Raw genomic sequence first — 22,478 nt, 5'->3', positions numbered from 1 at the left:
GATTTATCCCTATATTGAAAGTTGATTGATTGAAATTGTACCTATTGCTTGTTTGTAGCCTATTGCGTAGTAAATTGCAAATTCGTGACGTTGTGATTCTCCACCCACTTTTTGCAAATCTTCTGAGATATAACTTAGATAAATCGGTTTGTCTGGATCACGCGCTTCATTTAATAAGATATTATCATTATAGACTTTTTTGCTATCGGATACGTTATGGTGCTTTTTAGCCATAAACGCCAATAAATTTTGTCGGCTATCGCCATACCCTAAAATAAGCTCAATAGAACTAGTCAGATTAGCCTCAGTGTTAGAATCATAAGCATAGTGATCAACGAACTGATAATCCTCCAAGGAATTAATCTGGCAAACAGCCATTTGCACAAAACGGTTATCCCCACGCAGTGAGTGTTTTTTGATTTTAACTTTACTGCTTTTAATGGAGTCTTTACGAACGAGAACCACTGGATCGAATAACTTAGCATCAAGCCGCTCAACGCTTTTTTTCAACGCTTTTACCAAGTCAGCTTCTACTGCCTTTAAGCTAGCATCATGTTGATAAAAGGCATCATACAGCTCATACAAACGATTAATCGTTATTGTTTCACCTACTTCTATATGCTGTTGTATAAAGTTATTCCATGCTTTTGCACTTTGTAAACTATGCATCGCATCCAAAAATTTAGCACAACGACTAATTTGTTTTCCACCGATAGCCAGTGAGTCAGGAATCGCCACAATGTACTCATTAACCTCCTTACTTTCGCCAAAGCGATCTAGGCGACCAAGACGCTGGAGCCAATTTTCAGCATGAGTAAACTCAGTCACCATGCGACTACACGTTATGTTTAAAGAAGCCTGCACGACTGGTCCACTACGCAATACCGCATAGCGCTGATTTCCCTCTTGCTTAAAGCATTGGAAAACCTGTTCAAACAAGGCTTGCTTATCCGGCAGAGTAAACTTTGAATGAAATAGAATTGCGTTTTCATGGCATTGATTCTTGATGAAACTACGCTGTGCAGTTAGCGCTGTATTGCTAATAACAATAGTATTTTCAGGCTGCTGTTGATAAAGTGGATTACTCTCATCGATTTGCTTTTCTTCAAATGTTTGAATGGTTATTTGATAGTCACTTTGATTAAAACTACTAATTCCAATCACATCCTCATAGTCCAACCCCAATAAAGCCTTCAAGAAAAAATAGTTTGGAGTTGCAGAAACCAACAAAGCCTTTGCGCGATTTCCTTGTAGTTTTTTGCACTCTACCAACTCAGCAAATAGCAGGTTAAACGCTGGCATATTGATATACTCGTGGTATTCATCAAATACCGTGTGCGCCCCCAAATACTGAACCAATGCATTGACCTTGGTATGGGTGGTAATCGTATTTAATACTTGATCAATCGTCGTGATAACAATATCACCCGAAAACTCATCACTTTCCGGTGTGTTACTCACGCCCCCTGATTGATAAATGGCTTTAAGCTCACCTGTATTAATTTCAATCTTTGTATTTGGTAAATAATCCTTGCTAGTCAGATCATGCAATAAACCTTGGCATACCTGTATGCGTGGACAAATCCATATAATCTTTTTTGCACGAGATTTAGCTGCCCACTCTAAAGCAATTTTTGTCTTACCACAACCCGCAGGGCCTTTCAACACAGCGACAGACCGCACATCTAATAGCTTCTCAGCAGCCTCACTTTGTGCTTGATTACGCGCACTGTTTGGAAATCTATTTTCGAAATCCTTCAGGCTGCTTTCAATATCTTTCGCAAGTTGACTCTCTTTCAGCAAAGCGTCATCAATCAAGCTATCTAAAGTTTGATTATCCAGATGTGTTAACAGTGCTTCAGCGGTTAGTGAGGAGATAATTCGATCCGCACTCACGACTACCGCCCGACAGATATTATTTCTCGCATTGTGGATTAAATCATCTTGGTAATCTTTTATCTCGTCATTCTGGCTATAGCGTTTGTATTTTGGGAACTCAGTATTGCCCAATTCATATAGATGATCATTGTCAAAATAATCCAATAGCCCACCCACGGACAACGATTCTTCCTCACCAAAATAGGCTTCCGAAAACGCATTGACCTCAGAGATTAATTGCTTAACACTGTGTATCAATACCGTCATTTCAGCACTACTATCAATATTACTTTTTAGCTTTTTATAAACGGTATCAAGCACACGAAATGGCTCTTTTCGAATAGGTTTGGCATGATGCCAGTAAATGGCATGACGAATCCTATCCTTATTCTCCTTATTGATCTTTTTATAGGCTACATCATTAAGTAAGTGATACAGCAGCAATGAGATTTCGTTATGCCGTGGGTGCTTCTCGAAAGAAAATTTAACTGGCTTTTGAATATGCTCACCTTCTTCGGCAACTTCAGGCAACTCTTTATTTTTTAGCTCGCCAGCAACCCATGATTGAAAACAAGGATCGAGCTTTCCCAAATCATGCAAGCACCCTGCGATAAAAGCTGTTTTTGCTAACTTTGTATCTTCATCACTATCTTTCAACAGTCGGCTAGTTAGCTCGTAGGCGATGTAACCTACAGCAAAAAGATGTTGGCTTAGCAGTTGCTTCCGTGTATTTGCAAAAATCTTATCTGTCATAACTGTAATCTCATCTATTTTTAGTGCATCTATCTGATTCGTAAAGTTTACTGGCACATAGCCCTGAGCATTAAACTTATCTTTATTGCCTATCACCCACACCAACTCACTCCGCGACCGCGACCGAATCCAATGACAACTCACCGCCGTATTCTTACTCGCCGTTTTGCGCAGCAGCTTCTTCACTGCATCCAGCCCATCGTTAGTGATCACCGTCTGCCAAGTGCGGCTACCAATCCGATTGGCGAAGGCATCCAGCACCCGCCGCGTCTTCGGTAAGGCATTCTTTTCACACTCCGATACAAATGTGACCATCATGGCTTACATTTCTCCGCCCAATCCGTCTTCAGTGCCACCGACTTCACCACCTCAAACATAAAATCCAAGGCTTGATGCTGCGTGAAATTCAGCAAACACTGCTGCCGAAACTCCTGCTCGGTCGCCCCCTCCTTGGCACAAATAAACGCCCACGGCAAAATCAAGGTATCTTTGATTAAATCCGCCACATCAAACACCAAAGCACCGCGCCGCGTCTTGCCATGCATTACCGCAAAACCATGCGGAATCCCCAACACCCACAACGTGGTCGCCGCCAAACCATACGCCAAATAATTACCGTGATTCAAAAACGCATTCGCATCATCAACCGCTCCGTGATCACGCACAAAATCCCCTTGCTTGGTGCGCGTGGCGGCGATCTTATACAGTTGCTTGGTGAGCTGCGCTTCCACCAGCAACAAATCCCCAGTGTTCGGGCTAATCGCCATGCGGGCAGAAAAATTATCCAGCGCTGCGGCAATATCCGAATCGTCAGAATTAAACCCCTCGTTTTTTAAATCCCGATCTTTGCCCCAAATCCGTTTTAAATAATCCAACCGCTGTTGCTGAAACAAACGTGCTGCCTGAAGACGCTTGGCATCATCAAACCAAAAATGCATCCAACCTTGGATGTATTCCGTCGGGCGATATTCACTTTGCGGCGATAGCCATTCCACCTCATTCGCCGCAATTAATGGCGTGCCACCACTGCCACTAAACCCAATCAATACACCCGCAGAAGCCAACATCCGTACCGCTGCCTGCGTGATGGACGTGCCGGTTCCGAGCAAAATGCAAGTGGTATTCGCAATGGGGATGTTCCAATACTGCTTGTCAGACTTTTCTTCGGTGAGATAAAGCACTCGTCCCGCTTTTTGCAAAACGCGGCAGTGTTCAAGGTAATAAATATTGGCACGCTTAGAGTGCAGGATGGCTTTTAAATCAGTCAATTGATCCATGATTGCCCTTGGGGATTTTTCTGACAGAATACTGACTGTATGCCAGAAAAATGAACTAATCTAGTTCTATTTGCCAATTTAATGACAAGATAGGCATATCAACAGACCCCAACGACATCTAATAACGCCCACTCCACCCGATAACCCCACAAAACCTTCGTTTTTTAGCACTTCCCTGCATCCATAACGCATACTCCACCGTACAAGTAAGGTATAGGTTTAGACAAAGGAAGTGCGTTATATGTACAAGAAAAGTGTGGCAATTATTGGTTCAGGTATTACAGGACTTGCATCTGCATGGCTGCTACACCCACGCTACAACGTCACCCTGTTTGAAAAAAACGCCTACATCGGCGGGCACACCCACACCATCGACGTACCCGAACAAGACCGCCAGATTCCGGTCGATACCGGCTTTATCGTCTACAACGACCGCAATTACCCCAACCTGATTGGGCTATTCGCACAACTTGGCATTCCTACCCGCGACACCGATATGTCATTTGGGTTTTCGCTGAATCAGGGCGAATTGGAATATTCCGGCTCCAGCCTCAATACCCTGTTCGCGCAACGTAAAAACCTGTTCAGCTTAAGCCACTGGCGTTTGCTCAAAGAAATCATGCGTTTCAACAAAGTCGCGCACCGCTTGCTTGAAAACCCTGCCGCTGTCACCGCCATGAGCTTGGGTGAGATGCTCGACGCGCATCAGTTTTCCCGCGACATGCGCGAACATTACTTGCTACCGATGGGGGCAGCGATTTGGTCTTGTCCCGTTGACACCATGCTCACATTTCCCGCGCTCAGCTTCCTCCGCTTCTTCGCCAACCACGGTTTAATCGACATTCAAAACCGTCCCCAATGGCGCACCGTTTGCGGAGGAAGTTCTGTTTACGTGCGCAAACTTCTCGCCGAAATGGGCGACAAGATTCAACGCCAATCCGGTGCAATCCGCGTCGAACGCAGCGACACGCAAGCCAGCGTCTTCACCGATGTTGCCCAACACGACTTTGATGCGGTGATTTTTGCCTGCCATGCGGACGAAGCGCTTGCTCTGCTAGCACAACCCACCGCTGAGGAACAACGCATCCTCGGTTGCTTCCGCTACGAAAAAAACCAAACGTATTTGCACACCGACGCGAACCTTATGCCCGTCAATCGCAAGGTGTGGTCATCGTGGAATTACCTTGCAACCAGCCAACCAGAACACGCCAACGCTCGGCAGCAAATGACCGCGACGTATTGGATGAATAATTTGCAAGGGCTGAATGCCAGCAAAGACTATTTCGTCACCCTCAACCCTTACGTATTGCCGCGTGACGAACACATTATCACCACCATGACTTACGAACACCCCATCTTCAACCAAGCCGCGATGGATGCGCAGCCACAACTCGCCAGCCTGCAAGGGCAGCACCAGTCGTGGTTTTGCGGCAGCTATCACCGTTACGGTTTCCACGAAGATGCCCTCGCCTCCGCCGTCACGGTGTGTCGCGATTTTGGCATCACCCCCGTTTGGGTCAAGGAAACACCATGAACACGCTCGCCGCAGCGGCTGTCTTCCCCTCAACAGTCATGCACAGTCGGCGTTTTCCAGTGGCTTACCGTTTCAGCTATCGCGTTTTTAATCTCTGGGTAGACATCGATCGGCTGGATGAAGTCGGGCGTAACCCCCTGTTTTCCATTAACCGTTTCAACCTATTCAGCCTCTACCAACGTGACCACGGCGCACGCGATGGCAGCGGCTGGCGCGGTTGGGCAGAACAAGTCTTGCAGCAGCAAGGCATTGCCACGCCTCTTGGCAACATCCACTTGCTGTGTTTCCCGCGTATCTTGGGTTATGGCTTTAACCCTTTGAGTCTGTGGTTCTGCCATGACGAGGCGGGGCAATTACTGGCAGTGATTTGTGAGGTACGCAATACCTTTGGCGAACACCACCATTACGTGCTGCACGAACACGGCACAGCCCTCGCCCCCATCGTAACGGGCAGCAAACAGAAGGTATTCCACGTTTCCCCGTTTGTGGGGATGCAGGCGCGGTATGAATTTTTCATTCATCAGCCGCAGGACAAATTGAACATTCTGATCCACGAATACGAGGGCGATGAACTCATGCTGATTGCCAGCCAGCGAGGGCAACGTTTGCCGTTTACCACGGGCGTATTGCTGCGCCAGTTTGCGCAAATCCCGTTCATGACGCTCAAGGTTATGGTGTTGATTCACTGGCAAGCCCTCAACATTTGGCTAAAAGGCGGCAAGTTTTACCGCAAACCTGCGCCCCCCACGGAGAACATTACTTAAATGGCATTAGAAAACACCTTGAATCCGCCGCTTGCGCCGCCCAGCTTTGCGCATTTGCCCACCTTCAAACGTTGGTTAATGTCGCTATTGGCACGGATTCGCCACGGCAAACTCAGCATTCATTTGGATGGCGAATGCTACGTGGTCGGTGATACCGACGAATTACACGCCAGCATTCACATCCACCACCCGCTGAAACTGGCGTTGCAATGCCTAACCAAAGGTGATTTGGGTTTTGGGCAAGCGTATCTCGCAGGCAATTGGTCGAGCGACAACCCTGCCGCCTTGCTGACGCTATTACTGCGCAACTGGCACAAAATCGGCACACCGCTGGATGAACGTGGGCAATGGTTACGCTGGCGCACCACCGTGACGCATTGGCTCAACCGCAATAGCGTCAAAAATAGCCGCAAGAACATTGCGCACCATTACGACATGGGCAACGATTTTTACAGCGCATGGCTAGACCCCAGCATGACGTATTCCTCTGCGCTCTACACCACGCCAGAGCTGACGTTGGAACAAGCGCAACGTGCTAAATACCAGCGCATCCTTGATGAATTGCAGGTGCAACCGGGGCAAACCATCCTCGAAATCGGCTGTGGCTGGGGCGGCTTTGCGGAACTGGCGGCAGAACAAGGCTGCAAGGTTCACGGCATCACCTTATCCAGCGAACAACTCGCATGGGCGCAGCAGCGGCTAGCGAAGTTTGGCGACCAAACGCTGCTGGAATTGCGTGATTACCGCCATCTGCAAGGCACTTACGACCACATTGTGTCGATTGAAATGTTTGAAGCGGTGGGCGAGGCATATTGGTCTACCTATTTTCAAACCTTGCAACGCAGCCTAAAACCGGGCGGACGTGCCGTGCTGCAAATCATCACCATCGGCGATGAATGGTTTGAAACCTACCGCGCTCGCCCCGATTTTATCCAACGTTATATTTTTCCCGGCGGCATGTTGCCTTGCCCTACCCGTTTGGATGCGCTGATTGCGGACAATAACCTTAAGCAAACCAAGCATCTTAGCTTTGGGCATGATTATGCGCGTACTTTGGCAACGTGGGATCAGCAATTCACCGCCGCTCTGCCGAGCTTGCGCCCGCTGGGGTATGACCAACGTTTTGAACGGCTGTGGCGTTATTACCTTGCGTATTGCGAAGCGGGTTTCAACGAAGGGCGTGTGGATGTGATTCAACTGACCTTGGAGAAACCCTTGTCATGAGCACCGCCCATTATCGTCAATGGTTATTTTACGGCTTGCCGGGGCTACCGTTGGCGATGTTGGGCTTGCCGTTGTATGTGTATTTGCCGTCGTTTTATGCGCAAGACTTAGGCTTGTCATTAAGCGTGGTGGGAATGGCATTGCTGGCAGCACGCGGTTTGGATGTGCTCACCGACCCGCTGATCGGCTGGTTAAATGACAAGGTGCAAAGCACATGGGGACGGCGCAAGTTGTTTATGCTGCTGGGCTTGCCGCTGTTGCTGGTGGGCTTGGAATATTTGCTGCGCCCTAGCGGTAACGTTGACGGGGTGTATTTGTTTGCTTGGTCGTTCGTCACCTATTTGGGCTGGACGTTTATTAGCATTCCGTGGCAAGCGTGGGGGGCGGAAATGACCCGCGATTATCACGGCAAAAGTGCTTTAGCCGCCAGCCGTGAAGGGTTTGGTATCGTGGGAACGGTGGTGGTAATCAGTTTACCCTTGCTGACAGGCGCATCGCAGGCGGCAATTACCTTGGGGACGCTGGCTAATTTGCTGTGGTGGCTCTTGCCGTTGAGCCTGATTCCCGCCTTAGTGTGGTTGGTGGAACGCCGCCAAGCACGTCGGTTCGCGTCATTGCGCAAAGTGGGTAGCATTCTCTCCGCACATCCAGCGATACGCCAGTTGCTGCCCGCTTATTTTATTAACAGTCTCGCCAATGCCCTACCCGCCACGCTGTTCATTTTGTTTGTGACGCATGTGTTGCAAGCGCCGGAACAGGTGGGTGTCGTGTTGTTGGTTTATTTTCTCAGCGGTGTGCTGGGTTTACCGCTGTGGTTGTGGTTAGCTCGTCACCTCGATAAGAGTCGGGCGTGGGCATCGGCATTGCTGTTGTCGGTGGTGGGGTTTGCGTTTGTGCCGCTGTTGGGGGCGGGTGATACCGCGTGGTTTATGGCGATTTGCGTGATCAGTGGGTTGGCGCTAGGGGCGGATGTGGCATTGCCTGCGTCGATGCAGGCGGATATTGCCCAGCAAATGCAGCATCAGGGCAACCCCAATACGGGCTTGCTGTTTGGCTTGTGGGGTTTATTGACCAAGCTGGCACTGGCGTTGGCGGTGGGGCTTGCCTTTCCGCTGTTGGATTGGGCGGGATTTGCGCCAGCCGCTACCACGCAAACCAGCACGACCTTGTGGAGCATGGTGTTGCTCTACGCTGGATTGCCTGTATTACTGAAAAGTTGGGTAATTTGGCGGATGTGGCAGTTTCCGTTTAGTGAAGTTGATTTCCGTGATTATTGGGAGATGAGTTATGCGAGTGCGCTCTATCCTGCTAACCCTAGTGCTCCTCGTGAGCGGGTGCAGCAGCATGAAGATTGAAGATTACGCCGCGTTTGAACCGACGTTTGACCTGTTTACTTATTTTCAGGGCAATACCCGTGGTTGGGGCGTGTTTCAGGATCGCGGCGGCGCGTTAAAACGCCAATTCGTGGTCGATATTAACGGCACTATCAGCCCCGACGGTGAGTTGGTGATGACGGAGGATTTCGTGTGGAACGATGGCGAAAAATCGCAACGTGTCTGGCGCATCCGCAAGCAAGACGCACACCGTTACAGCGGGCGTGCAGCGGATGTGGTCGGTGAAGCCAAAGGTGTGGCTTACGGTAATGCGCTGAATTGGCAATACGACTTGAATTTGCCCGTGGATGGCAAAGTCTGGCAAGTGAGTTTCGATGACTGGATGTATTTGCAACCCGATGGCGTATTGCTGAATCGGGCAAAGATGAGCAAATTTGGCTTTACCTTGGGTGAAGTGACGATTGCATTTCAGAAAAAGTGAGGGGTATCCCGATGTGGCGTAACGGTTTATTACTGGCATTGTGCTGCTTACCCGTGACGGTAGCGGCGACCATTCCCGCTGGCTTGCAAACGGCTGGCAAGGGTAAGGCACTTTACCTTGGCGTGATCAAAGTGTACGACGCAGAATTGTTTGTTAGCCCTGATGCCAATCGCACTACGGTACTGGATGCTGAAGTATCGCGCTGTTTAACACTGGATTACGCGGTGGAATTGAGCGCAGATAAATTTAGCCTTGCCGCCGAAACCGTGCTTAAACGCCAGCACAATGCAGCAACGTTGGCAGACATTCAGCCGCAACTTGACCAGCTTCACGCAGCGTATGTGGATGTAAAAGCAGGCGATGTTTACCAAATGTGTTATGACGCAAAAGCACAAACCACCCGCTTGCAATTGAACGGCAAGGCGGTGACACAAGTAAAATCTGCCGCGTTTGCTGCGGTGTATTTCGGGATTTGGTTGGGAGAAAAGCAGCCCATTGCGCAAGCATTACGGGAAAATCTGCTTAAAGGGCTGTCATCATAATGAACGTTATTTTCTAGGTTTATTGGCAACGCTTTAACGCCTTCTTGTACAGTCAGCATGAATTCCTACTAAAATACTCAAGTTTAAAAGGACGGTTGCATGGAGACGATTGGAACGCCGTGGATGTGGCTTGGTTTTTTTGCCTTTGTCATTATTATGTTGCTTGTTGACCTGTTTCTGCTGGGTGGGCGCAAGGCTCACAAAGTTTCCATCAAGGAAGCGGCGCTCTGGTCAATAGTCTGGGTCAGTATCGCGCTGCTGTTTAATGCCGCATTGTGGTGGTATCTGGAACAAACCAGCGGACGCGAGGTAGCAGATACCAAAGCCTTGGAATTCCTCACGGGCTATCTCGTGGAAAAATCATTGGCGATCGATAACGTCTTCGTTTGGTTGATGTTATTCAGCTATTTTGCCATCCCGATTGAATACCAGCGGCGTGTTCTGCTGTACGGGGTATTGGGTGCGTTGGTTATGCGTACCGTCATGATCTTGCTAGGGGCATGGCTGCTGGCGCACTTCCACTGGATTTTGTACGTGTTCGGCGCGTTTCTGCTGTTTACTGGCATCAAAATGTTGTGGTTTTCGGAACATCAGTCTGATCTGGAACAAAATCCACTGGTGCGCTGGCTGCGGGGTCACATGCGCGTCACCACAATCTTGCATCAAGAACGCTTTTTTGTGATGCAGGATGGACTGCGCTACGCCACGCCGCTGTTTTTGGTACTGATACTGGTGGAAATCACCGACCTGATTTTTGCGGTGGATTCCATCCCAGCAATTTTCGCAATTACCGGCGACCCGTTCATTGTGTTGACTTCCAACATCTTTGCGATTCTGGGATTGCGGGCGATGTATTTCCTGCTGGCAGACTTCGCCAATCGCTTTGTGTTGTTGAAATACGGCTTGGCTTTGGTACTGGTATTTATCGGTAGCAAGATGCTGCTGCTAGATGTCTACAAAATCCCTATCGAATGGTCATTGCTGGTCGTAGCAGGCATTATCGGTTTGTCGGTGGTTTTGAGCATGTTTTACACTCGCCAACAGCGTACTATAGACATTAAATAAGTTTAAATACGTAAAAAAATCCCATTGTATTTCAGTGAAATTTAACTGAAATACAATGGGTTGAGAATAAATGCGTAAGTACGTTTTAAAAAAACATTATTTGACCGCCAACTTCCCACGTAACCAGCGCATTACCAACCCCAACATCGGCAATTTACTGTAAATATGCTCTGCCGGATCCCAATAATCCACATGCTCCACCGCCAAGCCTTCCGCATTAAACTGCACTACGCTCGTACCGGGGATTTCCCACGACTCACCTTTCAAGGTTTGAAAATGGTAATCCCAACGAATAAACAGCGTATCCCCCGCCAGCGCGTGATCCACAATCATAAAGCGCGAATGCTGCGTTGTGGCAAACATATGCGCAAAAATGCGCGTAATTGCCGCCACACCACGCACATCATTAAACGGGTCTTTGAACCGCGCATCCGCCTCAAAAATCTCCGCCAAGCCTTCCAACTTATCCGCCTGCAAAGTCGTGAACGTCTGCAAATAACGGCTTACATGATCCATCACACCGTCCCCTTCGTCAGCTTGAAATACAACCAGTATGGCAAGATACGCAGTGCTTTCATCAAGTATGCAAAGCGTTTGGGAAAAGCAATCTCGAAATTCTGACGCGGTAAATCGCGCATAATCGCTTGCGCCGCTCCTTCTACTTCCATCAGAAATGGCATTTTAAAAGCGTTTTTATCGGTCAGCGGCGAACGCACAAAACCAGGATTCACCACCCGCAACAACACACCCTTCGCCTTCAATTCCAGATGCAACGATTCCGCCAAACTGATCACCGCCGCTTTGCTGGCACTGTAGGGCGCAGATTTGGGCAAACCGCGATACCCCGCAATACTCGCCGTCAACAAAATTTGCCCACGCCCCCGCGTCAGCATCAACGGCAATATCGCATCCAGCCCGTTGACCACACCCAAATAATTCACGTCGCACAGCTTACGAAATAACGTCAGGTCAAAATCCGCCAATGGCATCGGGGTGTAATCGCCCGCATTCAGCACACATAGCTCAATGTCACCCAGTTCGCGGGTAATCGCCGCCGCCGCTTGATGCAGGCTTTGCACATCCGTCACATCCAGCGGATACGGTGTCAGCAAGGGGTTACGCGCTTGCATTGCCTGCAACGGCTCGATGCGCCGCGCACTGATGGCAACCTTCCAACCCACCTCCGCCAACGCAAACGCGAGGGCTTGCCCGATGCCGGAGCTTGCCCCCACTAACCACGCGACGGAAGGCTTAACGATCATCGAAGTATTGAGATTGCATGGGGTTCTCCTGTCTATCTCGCGTCACTGTTTCACAAAAATCAGCTTGTCGGTGGCAAAACCAAGGCTTTTCGCCTTATCCACCAAGCGCTGCTGCACCGCTGCATCCAATTGTGGCGTGCGCGACAGCACCCATAAGTAATCACGGTCATTGCCTGCAATCAGCACATATTGGTAATTTGGGTCGAGTTCCACAATATTGTAACCGCCGTAGAACGGGCCAAAGAACGACACTTTCAATTGCCCGACATCCTTTGCGCCGACGAATTTAGCGCGACCTTCCGCCTCTTCCCATTGCTGCTTGGCAGTGTTGTAACCGCGATTGATGACGCGAATATCACCATCGTCACGCGGGCTGTATTCCGCCGACACTTGCTCTAAACCGCGCTCGAAGGAATGATCCAACCGCGCCACTTCATACCACTTGCCCAGATAACGCTCGACATGGAAGCCTTTCACTGGCGTTATGCCGTCTGGAATCCCGACGCAACCGGATAACAACAGCGCCAAACCGCTCATCCATCCATAAAATAATTTTTTGTACAAACGCATGACAAAACTCCTTTTAAATTACACCGATCGTTTCTTAACCCGTAAACGCCTCTTTAGATGCCAAATACGCCAATTCTTCCGCCGTACTCTCACGCCCTAACACGGCATTACGGTGTGGAAAACGCCCAAAACGCCGCACAATGTCACGGTGATGGCGGGCAAACCGCGCATTTGCTTCCAAACCAGCGGCTTCAAATAAGCGCACCGATTCATCCTGATCAGCCAAATGTTCGCTGTGCATCAAGGGCATGTAGAGGAAACTACGGCGATCCAGTGGCAATAACGTGTCAAACTCACGTTGCACCGCCTGCTTGCTGGCGACAACCGCTTGTTGTTCGGTAGAAAAACTGCGGACTTCCCCCCGAAACATATTCAGCGGGAACTGATCCAACACGATGCACAAGGCAAGGCAACCGTTCGGCGTTGCTTGCCAAGCATCCCACTCACCCGCAGCAGCTTGCTCCCATAGTGCGCCGAAACGCTCACGGATGTCGGCATCAATGACCGGCGTGGATGCGAACCAATGTTCTGACATCGGTGGTTTGTACCAAAAGTCGAGAATGTCATCGGGGGTAATCATGCGTAATTCCTTGTCCTTGTTTTGTGCCACATCCCAAACGGGGTGCGATCTTCCCACGCCATTTCCACGATGCGGCTCAGATCAGCATCATTGATCGCAGTTTTGTATAACTTCATTTGGAAAATACCGTGTAAACCCCGTCGATAATAGCACTAGAGTTATACATTACTGATAATCAGCAGTAACTCTGCGGTTTAAGTTGGGATTTTCTGAATCGGCACGAAGCCCGCTCGCTTTGCCACGCACCCGCGCATAGGGTTATGCTGAGTAATTTGCGCAAACTACCCGCAGCAGAACGTAGCGCGATTCGGGCACAAGCGGCTATCATCAGAGCCTAACGCAACTAACCAATCACGCCAAACCATGCAGGACATTCTCATGCGTAACGAACAAACCACCGCCATCCGACCGGACTTATTGCAAGCCCTGATCGACCATACCGAACACGGCATCACCATTGCCGAGCGCGAAGGCAACGACACGATTTTGCTCTACGTCAACCGTGCGTTTGAACAACTGACAGGCTATTCATCCGAAGAATGTTTGTATCAGGATTGCCGCTTTTTGCAAAATGGTGAACGTGATCAGGCTGTTGTCAGCCGTATCCGCAGTGCTATTGAAGCAGACAAGCCAATACGTGTCGTCTTACGCAATTACCGCAAAGACGGCAGCTTATTCTGGAATGATCTGACCATTACCCCGTATTTCGATGAGGAAGAAGGTATTACCTACTACATCGGCGTGCAAAAAGACGTGACCGCGTTGGTCAATCTCCAGCAAGAACTCGCTGCCGCACAAGCACGTATCAAAGAACTTGAGCAGGGCTGACTGACTCAACACGTGTGCAGATTATGCTAATCCAACGCCGCCGCATCGCTAGAAGTGTACGATTATCACCGCAATAATCACTGTTGTCACATTCTTGTATAAATACCGGATACAAAGCAGGATTAATTGCAAGCCTTGTCCATAATCACCACACTCAGTTAACAATCACTAGGAGGAACTCGACCATGCGCATTTCAACCCTTGACCCAATTACTCTCGAAGACGTGACCGACGTTACCAACGCCCCCTTCATCATGGATGGCGACCTCAAAATCTATTTTCAATCCGAAGCCAACAAAGCCGAATACCTCGACATCCCCATGCACACAGGTGAAAACAGCCCCGGCTTGAAAAAGATTTTTGATGACATTGCCGATTGCCCCATCACTGGCAGCATCAACTAACCATGACAGCCACACCGCGCAAGGTGTTGGTAGCAGGCGCATCTGGCGGAATCGGGCAAGCATTTTGCCAGCAACTAGCGGAGCAATTCCCTGACGTTCATCTGATTCGCTTGGCACGTCACACCGATGCGTTGCTACCCTTGAACATTGCGACACAAGACATCAGCTTTGATTTGACCGACGAAGCCAGCATGATTACCGCGCTACAAGCTTTGCCTGATAACGCCGAAATTGATTGGGTTTTCATCGCTACCGGCTGGTTGCACGATCACGATACCCAGCCTGAAAAACACCCGACCACCATTGGTATTTTATCCGCACGGGTCGGCAGCATCAGCGACAACCGTTTAGGCGGCTGGCATTCCTACCGCGCCAGCAAAGCCGCGCTGAATATGCTGATCAAAAATTTTTCCATTGAACTCAACCACATCAAACGCCCCACCATTATCGTGGGCTTGCAACCCGGTACAACCGCGACCGCGCTTTCCGCCCCCTTCCAGCGCAACGTGTCACCCGACCATCTGCAAACGCCCGAATTCACTGCCAGCCACTTGCTCAACGTCATGCAAACCCGCCAATTGAGCGATTCGGGGCAACTTTTCGACTTCATGGGTTTGCCGTTCGCGCCCTAAACCTTGTGACAGGAACTCCCCATGTACCGAGCCAGACTGCAAGCCCAACTCAAATCCCTCAGCACCGTTAACCCCACGACGCAATGCTGGGAATGGCAGGGGCAAATTTCCAATAGCGGGCGCGGACGTATTATGATTCAGGACGACGGAATGCCGCGCACAGTGGGTGCTGACGATGCCAGTTACATCGCCTTTTTCGACGCGATTCCGCTCAAAATGCTGGTGCGCCAAACGTGCGGTAATCGCCTGTGCATCAACCCTGAACACCTCGAACTGATGCAATTACCATGAGCACTATCGACGAAAAACACAATGCCAGCATCCCCGCCGGACGCTTCGCCCGCATGGCACGCCTCGGCTCACTCGCCACCGGTGTCGCGGGCGGCATGATCGCCGAAGGTGCGCGGCAACTCGCGCAAGGTAATCGCCCCAAAGTCAGCGACTTGCTGCTGACTCCCGCCAACGCCAAGCGCGTTGCCGACGAATTGGCGCGTTTACGCGGTGCTGCAATGAAAGTTGGGCAATTGCTGTCGATGGATGCGGGCGATATGTTGCCCGCTGAACTCACCGACATTCTTTCGCGGCTGCGCTCCGATGCCAAACCCATGCCCTTGAGCCAATTGGCAAAAGTGCTGGACGAGAATTGGGGCAAAGGCTGGAACACCCGCTTTCAACAATTTTCGTTCCAACCCTTAGCTGCGGCATCCATCGGGCAAGTGCATTCGGCACACACCAAAGACGGGCGGCATCTCGCGCTGAAGATCCAGTACCCCGGCGTGCGCGAAAGCATCAGCAGTGATGTGGATAATGTCGCGGCATTGCTGCGTATTTCCGGGCTGATCCCCAAAGGCATCGACTATCAACCACTGCTCGAAGAAGCCAAGCAACAATTGCACCAAGAAGCCGATTACTTGCAGGAAGCGGCATACATCCGCCGCTACCAAGAGCTATTGGCGGATAGCCCCGAATTTGCGCTGACCACTGTGCATGATGATTTCACTACGGTAAATATTCTGGCGATGACACACATTGGCGGCGTGCCGATTGAATCGCTAGCACACGCGCCACAGGAAGAACGTGACCACGTAATGCACTTGCTGTTGGGCTTGCTGTTCCGAGAAATTTTCAGCTTCCGGCTGGTGCAGACCGACCCGAATTTTGCCAATTACCGCTATGACCGTGCAGCACAGCAATTGATCTTGCTGGATTTTGGCGCAACGCGGGCATACCCCGAATCCATTGCGGAAGGCTATCGGCAAGTGATGCAAGGTGCAGTACAACGGGATCGCGCCATGATGGATGCGGGCGCGGCACAAATCGGTTTCTTCCAAGCCTTCATCAAGCCGGAACAGCGGGCAGCGGTGCTGGATTTGTTTGAGCAAGCATGTGAGCCATTGCGTTGGAATGGCGTGTATGACTTTGGCACATCGAGTTTGGCAAGCCGGATTCGTGATGCAGGCATGGCGTTGAGCATGGAGCAGGATTATTGGCATACCCCGCCTGCGGATGCGTTGTTTTTGCATCGTAAATTGGGGGGATTGTATTTGCTGGCGGCGAAATTGCGGGCGCGGGTGGATGTGGCAGGGTTGTTTGCAGCGCATTTGTCGTAACCTTTTTACCGTAAAATTATGGTAGACTCGCGCCTTTTTAGCCAAGGAATCCCCCATGAGCTTACCTGCCTGTCCCCAATGTGGTTCTGAATACACCTACGAAGACGGTGCAATGTTCGTCTGCCCAGAGTGCGCTCACGAATGGTCACAAGTCACTGCTACTACCGAAGGTGAAGGCGAACGCGTCATCAAAGACTCCAACGGCGTGGTGTTACAAAACGGCGATACCGTCACCGTTATCAAAGATTTGAAACTGAAAGGCTCATCGCTGGTTGTCAAAGTCGGCACGAAAGTGAAAAATATCCGCTTGGTCGATGGCGACCACGACATTGATTGCAAAATCGACGGTATTGGCGCAATGAGCCTTAAATCCGAATTCGTCAAAAAAGTGTGATGACCTCACACTAAATACCCCAAATTTTCCAGCGCAAAGCGTTTGGGCATCATCCCAAACGTTTGCCACGCCGCCCTATCGGTACACGTATTGCCTTCCAGCAACATCACGATCTGGTCACGGGTAATCGGAAACCATGCTTGCTTATCCAACACACCCGCCACGACTTTCAGGATGGCGGCAGGCGCGGGAACAGCGAGTTTGCTGCTACGCCCCGATGCCTGCGCCAAGGTTTGGATAATGGCTTTCCAGCTCACCGCTTCTGCGCCACACAATGTGAAGGTTTTGCCAAGCGCCGCCGGATTCTCCAACGCCCCCACAAACGCTTGCGCCACATCGGTGACATGCACGGGCTGCATCTGAAATTCACCCGCTTGCAGGATATTAAACCCGCCAAAAAACAGCGGTGCGGGGATAGGGGGCAAGATCAGTTCGCGTTGCAATTGCGTACAGAATTCTGCCTTGCCACGTGGGTCGCCGAAAATCACCGACGGACGAAAGATCGTCCACGCCAAACCGGAGGCTTGCACGCATTCTTCAGCGCGAAACTTGGTGTCTTGGTAGGGCGTGCCGCCCGCTTTCACACCGTTGGCACTCATCAGGATGAAGTGTTTTACACCTTGGCGTTGTGCGGCAGCAACCGTGCGTTCCACGCCGTTAAATTGGCTTTCCTCGTAAGTAATCCCTTTAGCGGGGAATTCACGCAGGATACCAATGAGGTAGATCACCGCATCCGTCCCTTGCAAACAAGCATCCAATGCAAAAGGTTCGCGGATATTGCCAGAAATCGTTTCACACTGACTGGCAGCGGCGAGTTTGCTCTCACTCCCCGCCCGCACTAATACGCGTGGCATATGTCCGGCTTGCAGCAACGCGTCGATAAGGTATGTACCAACAAAACCCGTGCCGCCGATGATACTGACTTTCATAGTGGAATCCTTGTGATTAGGTTATGCAGGTATTGTCCTACTTTAGTACAAGTATTGCCAAATAACCTGAATCACTGAGGTATTCGCCGCTTAAATCAATACCAATTGCGGCACAGCGGTTTCTGCATCTGCCCACAGAATCGCGTTTTGCGCGTATTGTTCACCCAGAGATTTCGCGTTATCCAAATCCAGCCCCGGCACAAGAAAGCTCTCTTCACCCTGCCATTCACCCGCCGGGTCAAGCCCAACCGCCGGAATCGCTTGATAACCGTGTTCCGCTAATTCAACAGCTAATTGGCGTTGCGCCTGTGCATTTTCAGCCTCACTCTGCGGCCAACTGTGCGGGTTGCAAGCGGTAATAAATGCCGCGCAACTATGCCCCGTTTCACGTAACAATGCCGCCAACTCTTGCGAGGGGCTATCGGTTTTCAGAGTAAACGCCCCCTGAGGATAGCGCACTTGGTAATGGGCAGCGTGATACGCCGCCAGTAGTTCTGATGTCATTGTGAAGTCCCCATTGATTGAAGCTGTTATTCGCCCAAAATCGCCCCACCAAACAACGCTGGATTCTGCCAAGCATCGTCCTGTTTAGCTTTCCATGTTAATTTACCGTCACGGTCGCCGCCATTGTCATCGTCATCGACGTGAACATCCAAGCCGATTCGATGCCCTGCACGCGGTGCAATGCCCAAACCTGCCCACGTCAAGGTCACTTCCAGCACATAGCCATCGCCGGAACGGGTGATCTTTTGACTTAACGGTAAACGTCCGCCTTGCGGAGAGTTTTTGCCCAATGCGACCTTGCCATCTTTTAGGTTAAAAATGAAGTGGAAATCATTGCGTTGATCGTATTGCGCCTCCATTGAGCCATCCGCATCCAGATACACCTCCACCGCATCGTCTTCCCACGGCACGGTCGAATCACTCACGTCGGGTTGATCGTCTTCCACACCGATGCGCAGGTACAGATTTTGCTGATCCCAACTCGCTTGCCACAGCGCCGCTAAGTCTTGCGAACCAGCAATGTCACCATTGACAACTGTGCGCAATTGGTAGGCCGTCGCTGCCTGCCAAAGATCGGCACGGTTACGCGCAGGGCGAATCAGCGCATTGCCACCGACTACGTATTGCTCATTAGGAGCGCGACGCATCGTCACTAATGTGCCTTCCGTCACCGCTTGTTGCTCAGCAGCTTCCGGCGGGATATTGCCCATCGGGAACGGCGGTGCATCGCCATTGATGGGTTCGTATTGCGGTGCGGTCGCATCCAACGGTTCAGATTGCGTTTTCATCGCCTCCAAGGTAATCGCCGGTTTGGCCTGACGTACCAAGGTATTGCCCGAACAGCCGCTCCACCAGCATTGGTTACTGCGAGTGAATGCCAATAGAGCGCGGTGTTTGGGCGCTTGCGCGTCAGGCTGGGTAATGTATTCCTTCGTGCCAAAGCTGCCGTATTTGCGGTAAATGCGCGGTGAGCTGAAATGCACAAACAATTTACCGCCAGCCTGTTTCCAACCCGTCAGCAATTGCTGGTAAATAGATGCCATTTGCGGGTGACGATTCGCTTCGTAAAACAAATTATTCGGATGTTGATTGTCGGATTTGGTAGTCATATCCACCAAATGTTGTCCGCCTTCATACGCTACCAAATCAACCCCGAAACTTTTAGTTAATTCCGCTTGCTTGCCGATGGATTTGATTTCATTCGGTAAGGAATGCGCGTATTTTGGGTCGGTCATCACACGGAAAATATCGCTAACGCTGCGGGCTTGCCGTAAGGCAGCAGCATCGCCATACACATACGGCGCAACCGCGTAAGCATCGGTGAAACGATACGCGCCGTTATACGACAAAATCGTTTTGGTCATCGCGGTACTACCTACCAAACCGGACATGACGCGCACCACGCGCTTATTGCCTTGGAACACTTGCTCCCAAATCCCGAATACATCCACAGAACGCTTGGAATAAAACTTATACGCCGCTTGATTCGGGTCGGGGTCTAAGCCCATTTGTACGCCCTGCTGTTTGGCATACGCATGTTGGGTGAATACGCCATTCCAGACTTCGTTAGAATATTCCACGTAGACTTTCAAGCTAGGGTCGAGATGCACTTGCACGTATTCGGCAAAGCGGCGAATGAAATCATTGCTGGCGGCATGTGGCATGGAAAACCACGGATCAGCGTGCAAACGATTTGCCAACTCCACCATGACTTCCATCGGTGCGCCACGGATGCCTTCTGCCCCACCCCACGATTGCTGGTCGATGCTGGCGCGGTCTTCCCACGCGTAAACGGGGTTACGGGTAATCCCGCTCATGTTCATGAAACGGATCACGCGGTAATCGCGCATAAACGTTAAATAATCCGGGTTGAAAATGATCTTGCTGGAATGTTGTTCAAACGACAGAAAATTGCCGGAACACTGCCCCGGATTCGCGACCCGCTGAAACGGGTTATTGGAACACACCCCACCTGGCGGCAGAATGCGAATATTACGCAAATGATTCGACGGGTTGGTGGCTTTGATAAACAACGTCGCATTCAACTCATTGTCTTTGCCGGGATCAAGGATGATCACATCACGCCCCGGTGTATGCTCCCGCAAGGTCGCATCATTACCGTATTCGAGCTTGCCTTCGCCATCGTATAACACCGTGTAAGGGCCACTCGGAATCGTACCAGCGGGCAATTTGCTGACAAAACGTGTGCCTGCTTGCCCACCGTCAGAGATCAGACGCGGCCAGCCGTAACCGTCGTACTCCACATTGCCTTTGGTTAATTGTCGCGCTTCCCGAAACGGCACAGACATTTTCATGAGATCAATGAACGGTGCACTGGAATCATCGTCCATGATTTCATTGGTATTTGTTCCCAGCGCAGACTGACTGTTGTAGAACGCCTCGGCGGGTGTCATCGCTGCGCAACCCAATAGCAACATAACGGCAAAAGCCCAGCGGCTTCCCCCTGAATGGCAAGCATTTATCATGATTAAGTAAACCCCATGTTATCGTAACCAGCAGTCGAGCCTCGCGCTATCGCTGCCTTATTCCCCAATTTGTTATGCTTGGAAAACCAATATGTTCTTTAAGTTCCCTTTTCGCTATTATTCCATCCTTTTGCTGACAAGCGACTGAACCGGATCTTAATACCATGCAAAAGCTGATTATCGAAGGTGGCGTAACACTGGACGGGGATGTAGACATCTCCGGCGCGAAAAACGCTGTCCTGCCCCTGCTCGCTGCGACTTTACTGGCAGAAACGCCGATGACTATCCGCAATGTGCCACGCCTGAAGGACGTGTCCACGCTCGCGGCGGTCATCGCGGGCATGGGCGTGACCGTGGAGACGGACGAACATAATAATGTACATACTAATACCGCCACCATTCAGCATTTTGTCGCGCCGTATGATTTAGTACGTACCATGCGGGCATCTATCCTCGTATTAGGACCAATGGTGGCACGTTACGGTGAAGCCGAAGTTTCTTTGCCCGGTGGGTGTGCGATTGGCTCACGCCCCGTCAATATCCACCTCTCCGGTTTGGAAGCGATGGGCGCGAAAATCGTGGTCGAAGAAGGCTACATTCGCGCCACTGCCAAGCGCCTCAAAGGTGCAAAGATCGTCATGGACATCGTGACCGTGACCGGTACAGAAAACCTGTTGATGGCAGCAGTACTGGCGGAAGGCACAACCGTTCTGGAAAATGCAGCGCGTGAACCAGAAGTAGTTGACCTTGCCAACTGTTTGATTGCAATGGGTGCAAACATCCGAGGGGCTGGCACAGATAAAATCACCGTCGAAGGTGTGACTAGCCTTAAAGGGGTCGATTACAGCGTCCTGCCAGACCGGATTGAAACGGGCACTTTTTTAGCAGCCGCAGCGATTACCGGCGGGCGGGTAAGGACATTAAAAGCCGCACCTGATACACTCGATGCTGTACTGCACAAATTCACCGAAGCGGGTGCATTAGTGACCAGCGGAGCGGATTGGATCGAAGTCGACATGCGCGACGGCATCTTGAAAGCGGTGGATATTCGCACTGACCCCTACCCTGCTTTCCCCACCGATATGCAGGCGCAATTCATGGCGATGAATGCTGTCTCACGCGGCATTGGCGTGATTGTCGAAACCATTTTCGAGAACCGCATGATGCACGTTGCCGAATTGATGCGTTTGGGGGCAAACATCCGGCTGGAAGGCAATACTGCCATCGTCGCGGGGATGCCCTCGCTCAGAGGTGCGCCAGTGATGGCAACCGACTTACGTGCTTCCGCCTCGCTGGTGTTAGCAGGCTTGGCAGCGCAAGGCAAAACCACGATTGATCGGATTTACCACACTGACCGTGGCTATGAACGCATTGAAGAAAAACTGTCCCGCTTGGGTGCGCAAATCCAACGGGTAAATGGATAAGAT

General features: G+C 50.7%; 24 protein-coding genes. 14 read left to right on the top strand and 10 right to left on the bottom strand.

Features of this window, described 5'->3' with window-relative positions:
- Positions 1-9: 9 nt before the first annotated feature.
- Both J1836_RS20030 and cas1f read right to left on the bottom strand, forming a co-directional pair.
- On the bottom strand, positions 10-2,949 hold the full coding sequence (locus J1836_RS20030) for a CRISPR-associated endonuclease Cas3'' (protein WP_207252907.1): 2,940 nt from the start codon (positions 2,947-2,949) through the stop codon (positions 10-12).
- On the bottom strand, positions 2,946-3,908 hold the full coding sequence (cas1f, locus tag J1836_RS20025; RefSeq protein ID WP_207252906.1) for a type I-F CRISPR-associated endonuclease Cas1f: 963 nt from the start codon (positions 3,906-3,908) through the stop codon (positions 2,946-2,948). The genes J1836_RS20030 and cas1f overlap by 4 nt, the downstream gene beginning before the upstream one ends.
- A 241-nt stretch (positions 3,909-4,149) precedes the next feature.
- Here cas1f and J1836_RS20020 point away from each other — a divergent pair, with 241 nt between their 5' ends.
- From J1836_RS20020 to J1836_RS19990, 7 genes are all read left to right on the top strand, one after another.
- A complete protein-coding gene (locus J1836_RS20020; protein WP_207252905.1) occupies positions 4,150-5,442 on the top strand; it encodes an NAD(P)/FAD-dependent oxidoreductase in 1,293 nt (430 codons plus the stop codon).
- The gene (locus tag J1836_RS20015) at positions 5,439-6,206 is read left to right on the top strand and encodes a DUF1365 domain-containing protein (protein WP_207252904.1); all 768 of its coding nucleotides are present in this window, start codon (positions 5,439-5,441) and stop codon (positions 6,204-6,206) included. Before J1836_RS20020 ends, J1836_RS20015 begins: the two co-directional genes overlap by 4 nt.
- Positions 6,207-7,430 carry an SAM-dependent methyltransferase gene (locus tag J1836_RS20010; protein WP_207252903.1) on the top strand — a complete coding sequence of 408 codons (1,224 nt, stop codon included), beginning with the start codon at positions 6,207-6,209 and terminating at the stop codon, positions 7,428-7,430.
- Entirely contained in the window at positions 7,427-8,785 is a 1,359-nt protein-coding gene (locus tag J1836_RS20005) for an MFS transporter (RefSeq protein WP_207252902.1), read from the top strand. The genes J1836_RS20010 and J1836_RS20005 overlap by 4 nt, the downstream gene beginning before the upstream one ends.
- Entirely contained in the window at positions 8,775-9,245 is a 471-nt protein-coding gene (locus tag J1836_RS20000; protein ID WP_242632935.1) for a DUF3833 domain-containing protein, read from the top strand. Before J1836_RS20005 ends, J1836_RS20000 begins: the two co-directional genes overlap by 11 nt.
- An 11-nt stretch (positions 9,246-9,256) precedes the next feature.
- Entirely contained in the window at positions 9,257-9,787 is a 531-nt protein-coding gene (locus J1836_RS19995; RefSeq protein WP_207252900.1) for a chalcone isomerase family protein, read from the top strand.
- A 99-nt stretch (positions 9,788-9,886) separates the two neighbouring features.
- Positions 9,887-10,852, top strand: a complete 966-nt coding sequence (locus J1836_RS19990) for a TerC family protein (RefSeq protein ID WP_207252899.1) — start codon at positions 9,887-9,889, stop codon at positions 10,850-10,852.
- Between the two features lie 96 nt (positions 10,853-10,948).
- Here J1836_RS19990 and J1836_RS19985 read toward each other — a convergent pair whose 3' ends face one another.
- From J1836_RS19985 to J1836_RS19965, 5 genes are read right to left on the bottom strand one after another with little or no spacing between them, the layout of a single operon-like run.
- Positions 10,949-11,368 carry a nuclear transport factor 2 family protein gene (locus J1836_RS19985; protein WP_207252898.1) on the bottom strand — a complete coding sequence of 140 codons (420 nt, stop codon included), beginning with the start codon at positions 11,366-11,368 and terminating at the stop codon, positions 10,949-10,951.
- Complete coding sequence (locus J1836_RS19980) at positions 11,368-12,114, bottom strand: SDR family NAD(P)-dependent oxidoreductase (RefSeq protein ID WP_207252897.1); 747 nt, start codon at positions 12,112-12,114, stop codon at positions 11,368-11,370. Before J1836_RS19980 ends, J1836_RS19985 begins: the two co-directional genes overlap by 1 nt.
- Before the next feature lie 42 nt (positions 12,115-12,156).
- A complete protein-coding gene (locus J1836_RS19975; protein WP_207252896.1) occupies positions 12,157-12,684 on the bottom strand; it encodes a lipocalin family protein in 528 nt (175 codons plus the stop codon).
- Positions 12,685-12,718: 34 nt separating this feature from the next.
- Positions 12,719-13,264, bottom strand: a complete 546-nt coding sequence (locus tag J1836_RS19970; protein ID WP_242632934.1) for a DUF924 family protein — start codon at positions 13,262-13,264, stop codon at positions 12,719-12,721.
- Positions 13,261-13,380 (bottom strand): DUF2805 domain-containing protein, encoded by a 120-nt coding sequence (locus J1836_RS19965; RefSeq protein ID WP_207252895.1) that lies wholly within the window; start codon positions 13,378-13,380, stop codon positions 13,261-13,263. The genes J1836_RS19970 and J1836_RS19965 overlap by 4 nt, the downstream gene beginning before the upstream one ends.
- Before the next feature lie 262 nt (positions 13,381-13,642).
- Here J1836_RS19965 and J1836_RS19960 point away from each other — a divergent pair, with 262 nt between their 5' ends.
- From J1836_RS19960 to J1836_RS19935, 6 genes are all read left to right on the top strand, one after another.
- Entirely contained in the window at positions 13,643-14,092 is a 450-nt protein-coding gene (locus tag J1836_RS19960) for a PAS domain S-box protein (RefSeq protein WP_207252894.1), read from the top strand.
- Between the two features lie 185 nt (positions 14,093-14,277).
- Positions 14,278-14,496, top strand: a complete 219-nt coding sequence (locus tag J1836_RS19955; RefSeq protein WP_207252893.1) for a hypothetical protein — start codon at positions 14,278-14,280, stop codon at positions 14,494-14,496.
- A 2-nt stretch (positions 14,497-14,498) separates the two neighbouring features.
- Positions 14,499-15,128, top strand: a complete 630-nt coding sequence (locus tag J1836_RS19950; RefSeq protein ID WP_207252892.1) for a Rossmann-fold NAD(P)-binding domain-containing protein — start codon at positions 14,499-14,501, stop codon at positions 15,126-15,128.
- Positions 15,129-15,149: 21 nt separating this feature from the next.
- The gene (locus J1836_RS19945) at positions 15,150-15,419 is read left to right on the top strand and encodes an HNH endonuclease family protein (protein WP_207252891.1); all 270 of its coding nucleotides are present in this window, start codon (positions 15,150-15,152) and stop codon (positions 15,417-15,419) included.
- On the top strand, positions 15,416-16,738 hold the full coding sequence (locus J1836_RS19940) for an ABC1 kinase family protein (protein WP_207252890.1): 1,323 nt from the start codon (positions 15,416-15,418) through the stop codon (positions 16,736-16,738). Before J1836_RS19945 ends, J1836_RS19940 begins: the two co-directional genes overlap by 4 nt.
- Positions 16,739-16,793: 55 nt before the next feature.
- On the top strand, positions 16,794-17,132 hold the full coding sequence (locus J1836_RS19935) for a zinc ribbon domain-containing protein YjdM (RefSeq protein ID WP_207252889.1): 339 nt from the start codon (positions 16,794-16,796) through the stop codon (positions 17,130-17,132).
- A 5-nt stretch (positions 17,133-17,137) separates the two neighbouring features.
- On the opposite strand, the gene J1836_RS19930 is transcribed toward J1836_RS19935, so the two are convergent.
- The 3 genes from J1836_RS19930 to J1836_RS19920 form a co-directional block, all read right to left on the bottom strand.
- A complete protein-coding gene (locus tag J1836_RS19930) occupies positions 17,138-18,061 on the bottom strand; it encodes an NAD(P)H-binding protein (protein WP_207252888.1) in 924 nt (307 codons plus the stop codon).
- A 90-nt stretch (positions 18,062-18,151) separates the two neighbouring features.
- Complete coding sequence (locus J1836_RS19925) at positions 18,152-18,565, bottom strand: DUF3293 domain-containing protein (RefSeq protein ID WP_207252887.1); 414 nt, start codon at positions 18,563-18,565, stop codon at positions 18,152-18,154.
- Between the two features lie 26 nt (positions 18,566-18,591).
- Complete coding sequence (locus tag J1836_RS19920) at positions 18,592-21,003, bottom strand: sugar-binding protein (protein ID WP_242632933.1); 2,412 nt, start codon at positions 21,001-21,003, stop codon at positions 18,592-18,594.
- Positions 21,004-21,215: 212 nt separating this feature from the next.
- Between J1836_RS19920 and murA the strand changes: the two genes are divergently transcribed.
- Positions 21,216-22,475: a UDP-N-acetylglucosamine 1-carboxyvinyltransferase gene (gene murA / locus J1836_RS19915; protein WP_207252885.1), complete on the top strand. Its 1,260-nt coding sequence runs from the start codon at positions 21,216-21,218 to the stop codon at positions 22,473-22,475.
- The last annotated feature ends 3 nt before the right edge of the window (positions 22,476-22,478 follow it).

Origin of the sequence: Thiothrix fructosivorans, assembly GCF_017349355.1 — a bacterium.
GTDB classification, from domain to species: domain Bacteria; phylum Pseudomonadota; class Gammaproteobacteria; order Thiotrichales; family Thiotrichaceae; genus Thiothrix; species Thiothrix fructosivorans.
This window is presented reverse-complemented; position numbering and strand designations above follow the sequence as displayed.

Coding starts and splice junctions, on each gene's coding strand:
- J1836_RS20000 (WP_242632935.1), top strand. CDS start 8,775: ATGAAGATTGAAGATTACGCCGCGTTTGAACCGACGTTTGACCTGTTT.
- J1836_RS19980 (WP_207252897.1), bottom strand. CDS start 12,114: ATGATCGTTAAGCCTTCCGTCGCGTGGTTAGTGGGGGCAAGCTCCGGC.
- J1836_RS20020 (WP_207252905.1), top strand. CDS start 4,150: ATGTACAAGAAAAGTGTGGCAATTATTGGTTCAGGTATTACAGGACTT.
- J1836_RS19965 (WP_207252895.1), bottom strand. CDS start 13,380: ATGAAGTTATACAAAACTGCGATCAATGATGCTGATCTGAGCCGCATC.
- J1836_RS19930 (WP_207252888.1), bottom strand. CDS start 18,061: ATGAAAGTCAGTATCATCGGCGGCACGGGTTTTGTTGGTACATACCTT.
- J1836_RS19955 (WP_207252893.1), top strand. CDS start 14,278: ATGCGCATTTCAACCCTTGACCCAATTACTCTCGAAGACGTGACCGAC.
- J1836_RS20010 (WP_207252903.1), top strand. CDS start 6,207: ATGGCATTAGAAAACACCTTGAATCCGCCGCTTGCGCCGCCCAGCTTT.
- J1836_RS19925 (WP_207252887.1), bottom strand. CDS start 18,565: ATGACATCAGAACTACTGGCGGCGTATCACGCTGCCCATTACCAAGTG.
- J1836_RS19985 (WP_207252898.1), bottom strand. CDS start 11,368: ATGGATCATGTAAGCCGTTATTTGCAGACGTTCACGACTTTGCAGGCG.
- J1836_RS19975 (WP_207252896.1), bottom strand. CDS start 12,684: ATGCGTTTGTACAAAAAATTATTTTATGGATGGATGAGCGGTTTGGCG.
- J1836_RS19970 (WP_242632934.1), bottom strand. CDS start 13,264: ATGATTACCCCCGATGACATTCTCGACTTTTGGTACAAACCACCGATG.
- J1836_RS20030 (WP_207252907.1), bottom strand. CDS start 2,949: ATGATGGTCACATTTGTATCGGAGTGTGAAAAGAATGCCTTACCGAAG.
- J1836_RS19990 (WP_207252899.1), top strand. CDS start 9,887: ATGGAGACGATTGGAACGCCGTGGATGTGGCTTGGTTTTTTTGCCTTT.
- murA (WP_207252885.1), top strand. CDS start 21,216: ATGCAAAAGCTGATTATCGAAGGTGGCGTAACACTGGACGGGGATGTA.
- J1836_RS19950 (WP_207252892.1), top strand. CDS start 14,499: ATGACAGCCACACCGCGCAAGGTGTTGGTAGCAGGCGCATCTGGCGGA.
- J1836_RS20005 (WP_207252902.1), top strand. CDS start 7,427: ATGAGCACCGCCCATTATCGTCAATGGTTATTTTACGGCTTGCCGGGG.
- J1836_RS20015 (WP_207252904.1), top strand. CDS start 5,439: ATGAACACGCTCGCCGCAGCGGCTGTCTTCCCCTCAACAGTCATGCAC.
- J1836_RS19935 (WP_207252889.1), top strand. CDS start 16,794: ATGAGCTTACCTGCCTGTCCCCAATGTGGTTCTGAATACACCTACGAA.
- J1836_RS19920 (WP_242632933.1), bottom strand. CDS start 21,003: ATGTTGCTATTGGGTTGCGCAGCGATGACACCCGCCGAGGCGTTCTAC.
- cas1f (WP_207252906.1), bottom strand. CDS start 3,908: ATGGATCAATTGACTGATTTAAAAGCCATCCTGCACTCTAAGCGTGCC.
- J1836_RS19940 (WP_207252890.1), top strand. CDS start 15,416: ATGAGCACTATCGACGAAAAACACAATGCCAGCATCCCCGCCGGACGC.
- J1836_RS19945 (WP_207252891.1), top strand. CDS start 15,150: ATGTACCGAGCCAGACTGCAAGCCCAACTCAAATCCCTCAGCACCGTT.
- J1836_RS19960 (WP_207252894.1), top strand. CDS start 13,643: ATGCGTAACGAACAAACCACCGCCATCCGACCGGACTTATTGCAAGCC.
- J1836_RS19995 (WP_207252900.1), top strand. CDS start 9,257: ATGTGGCGTAACGGTTTATTACTGGCATTGTGCTGCTTACCCGTGACG.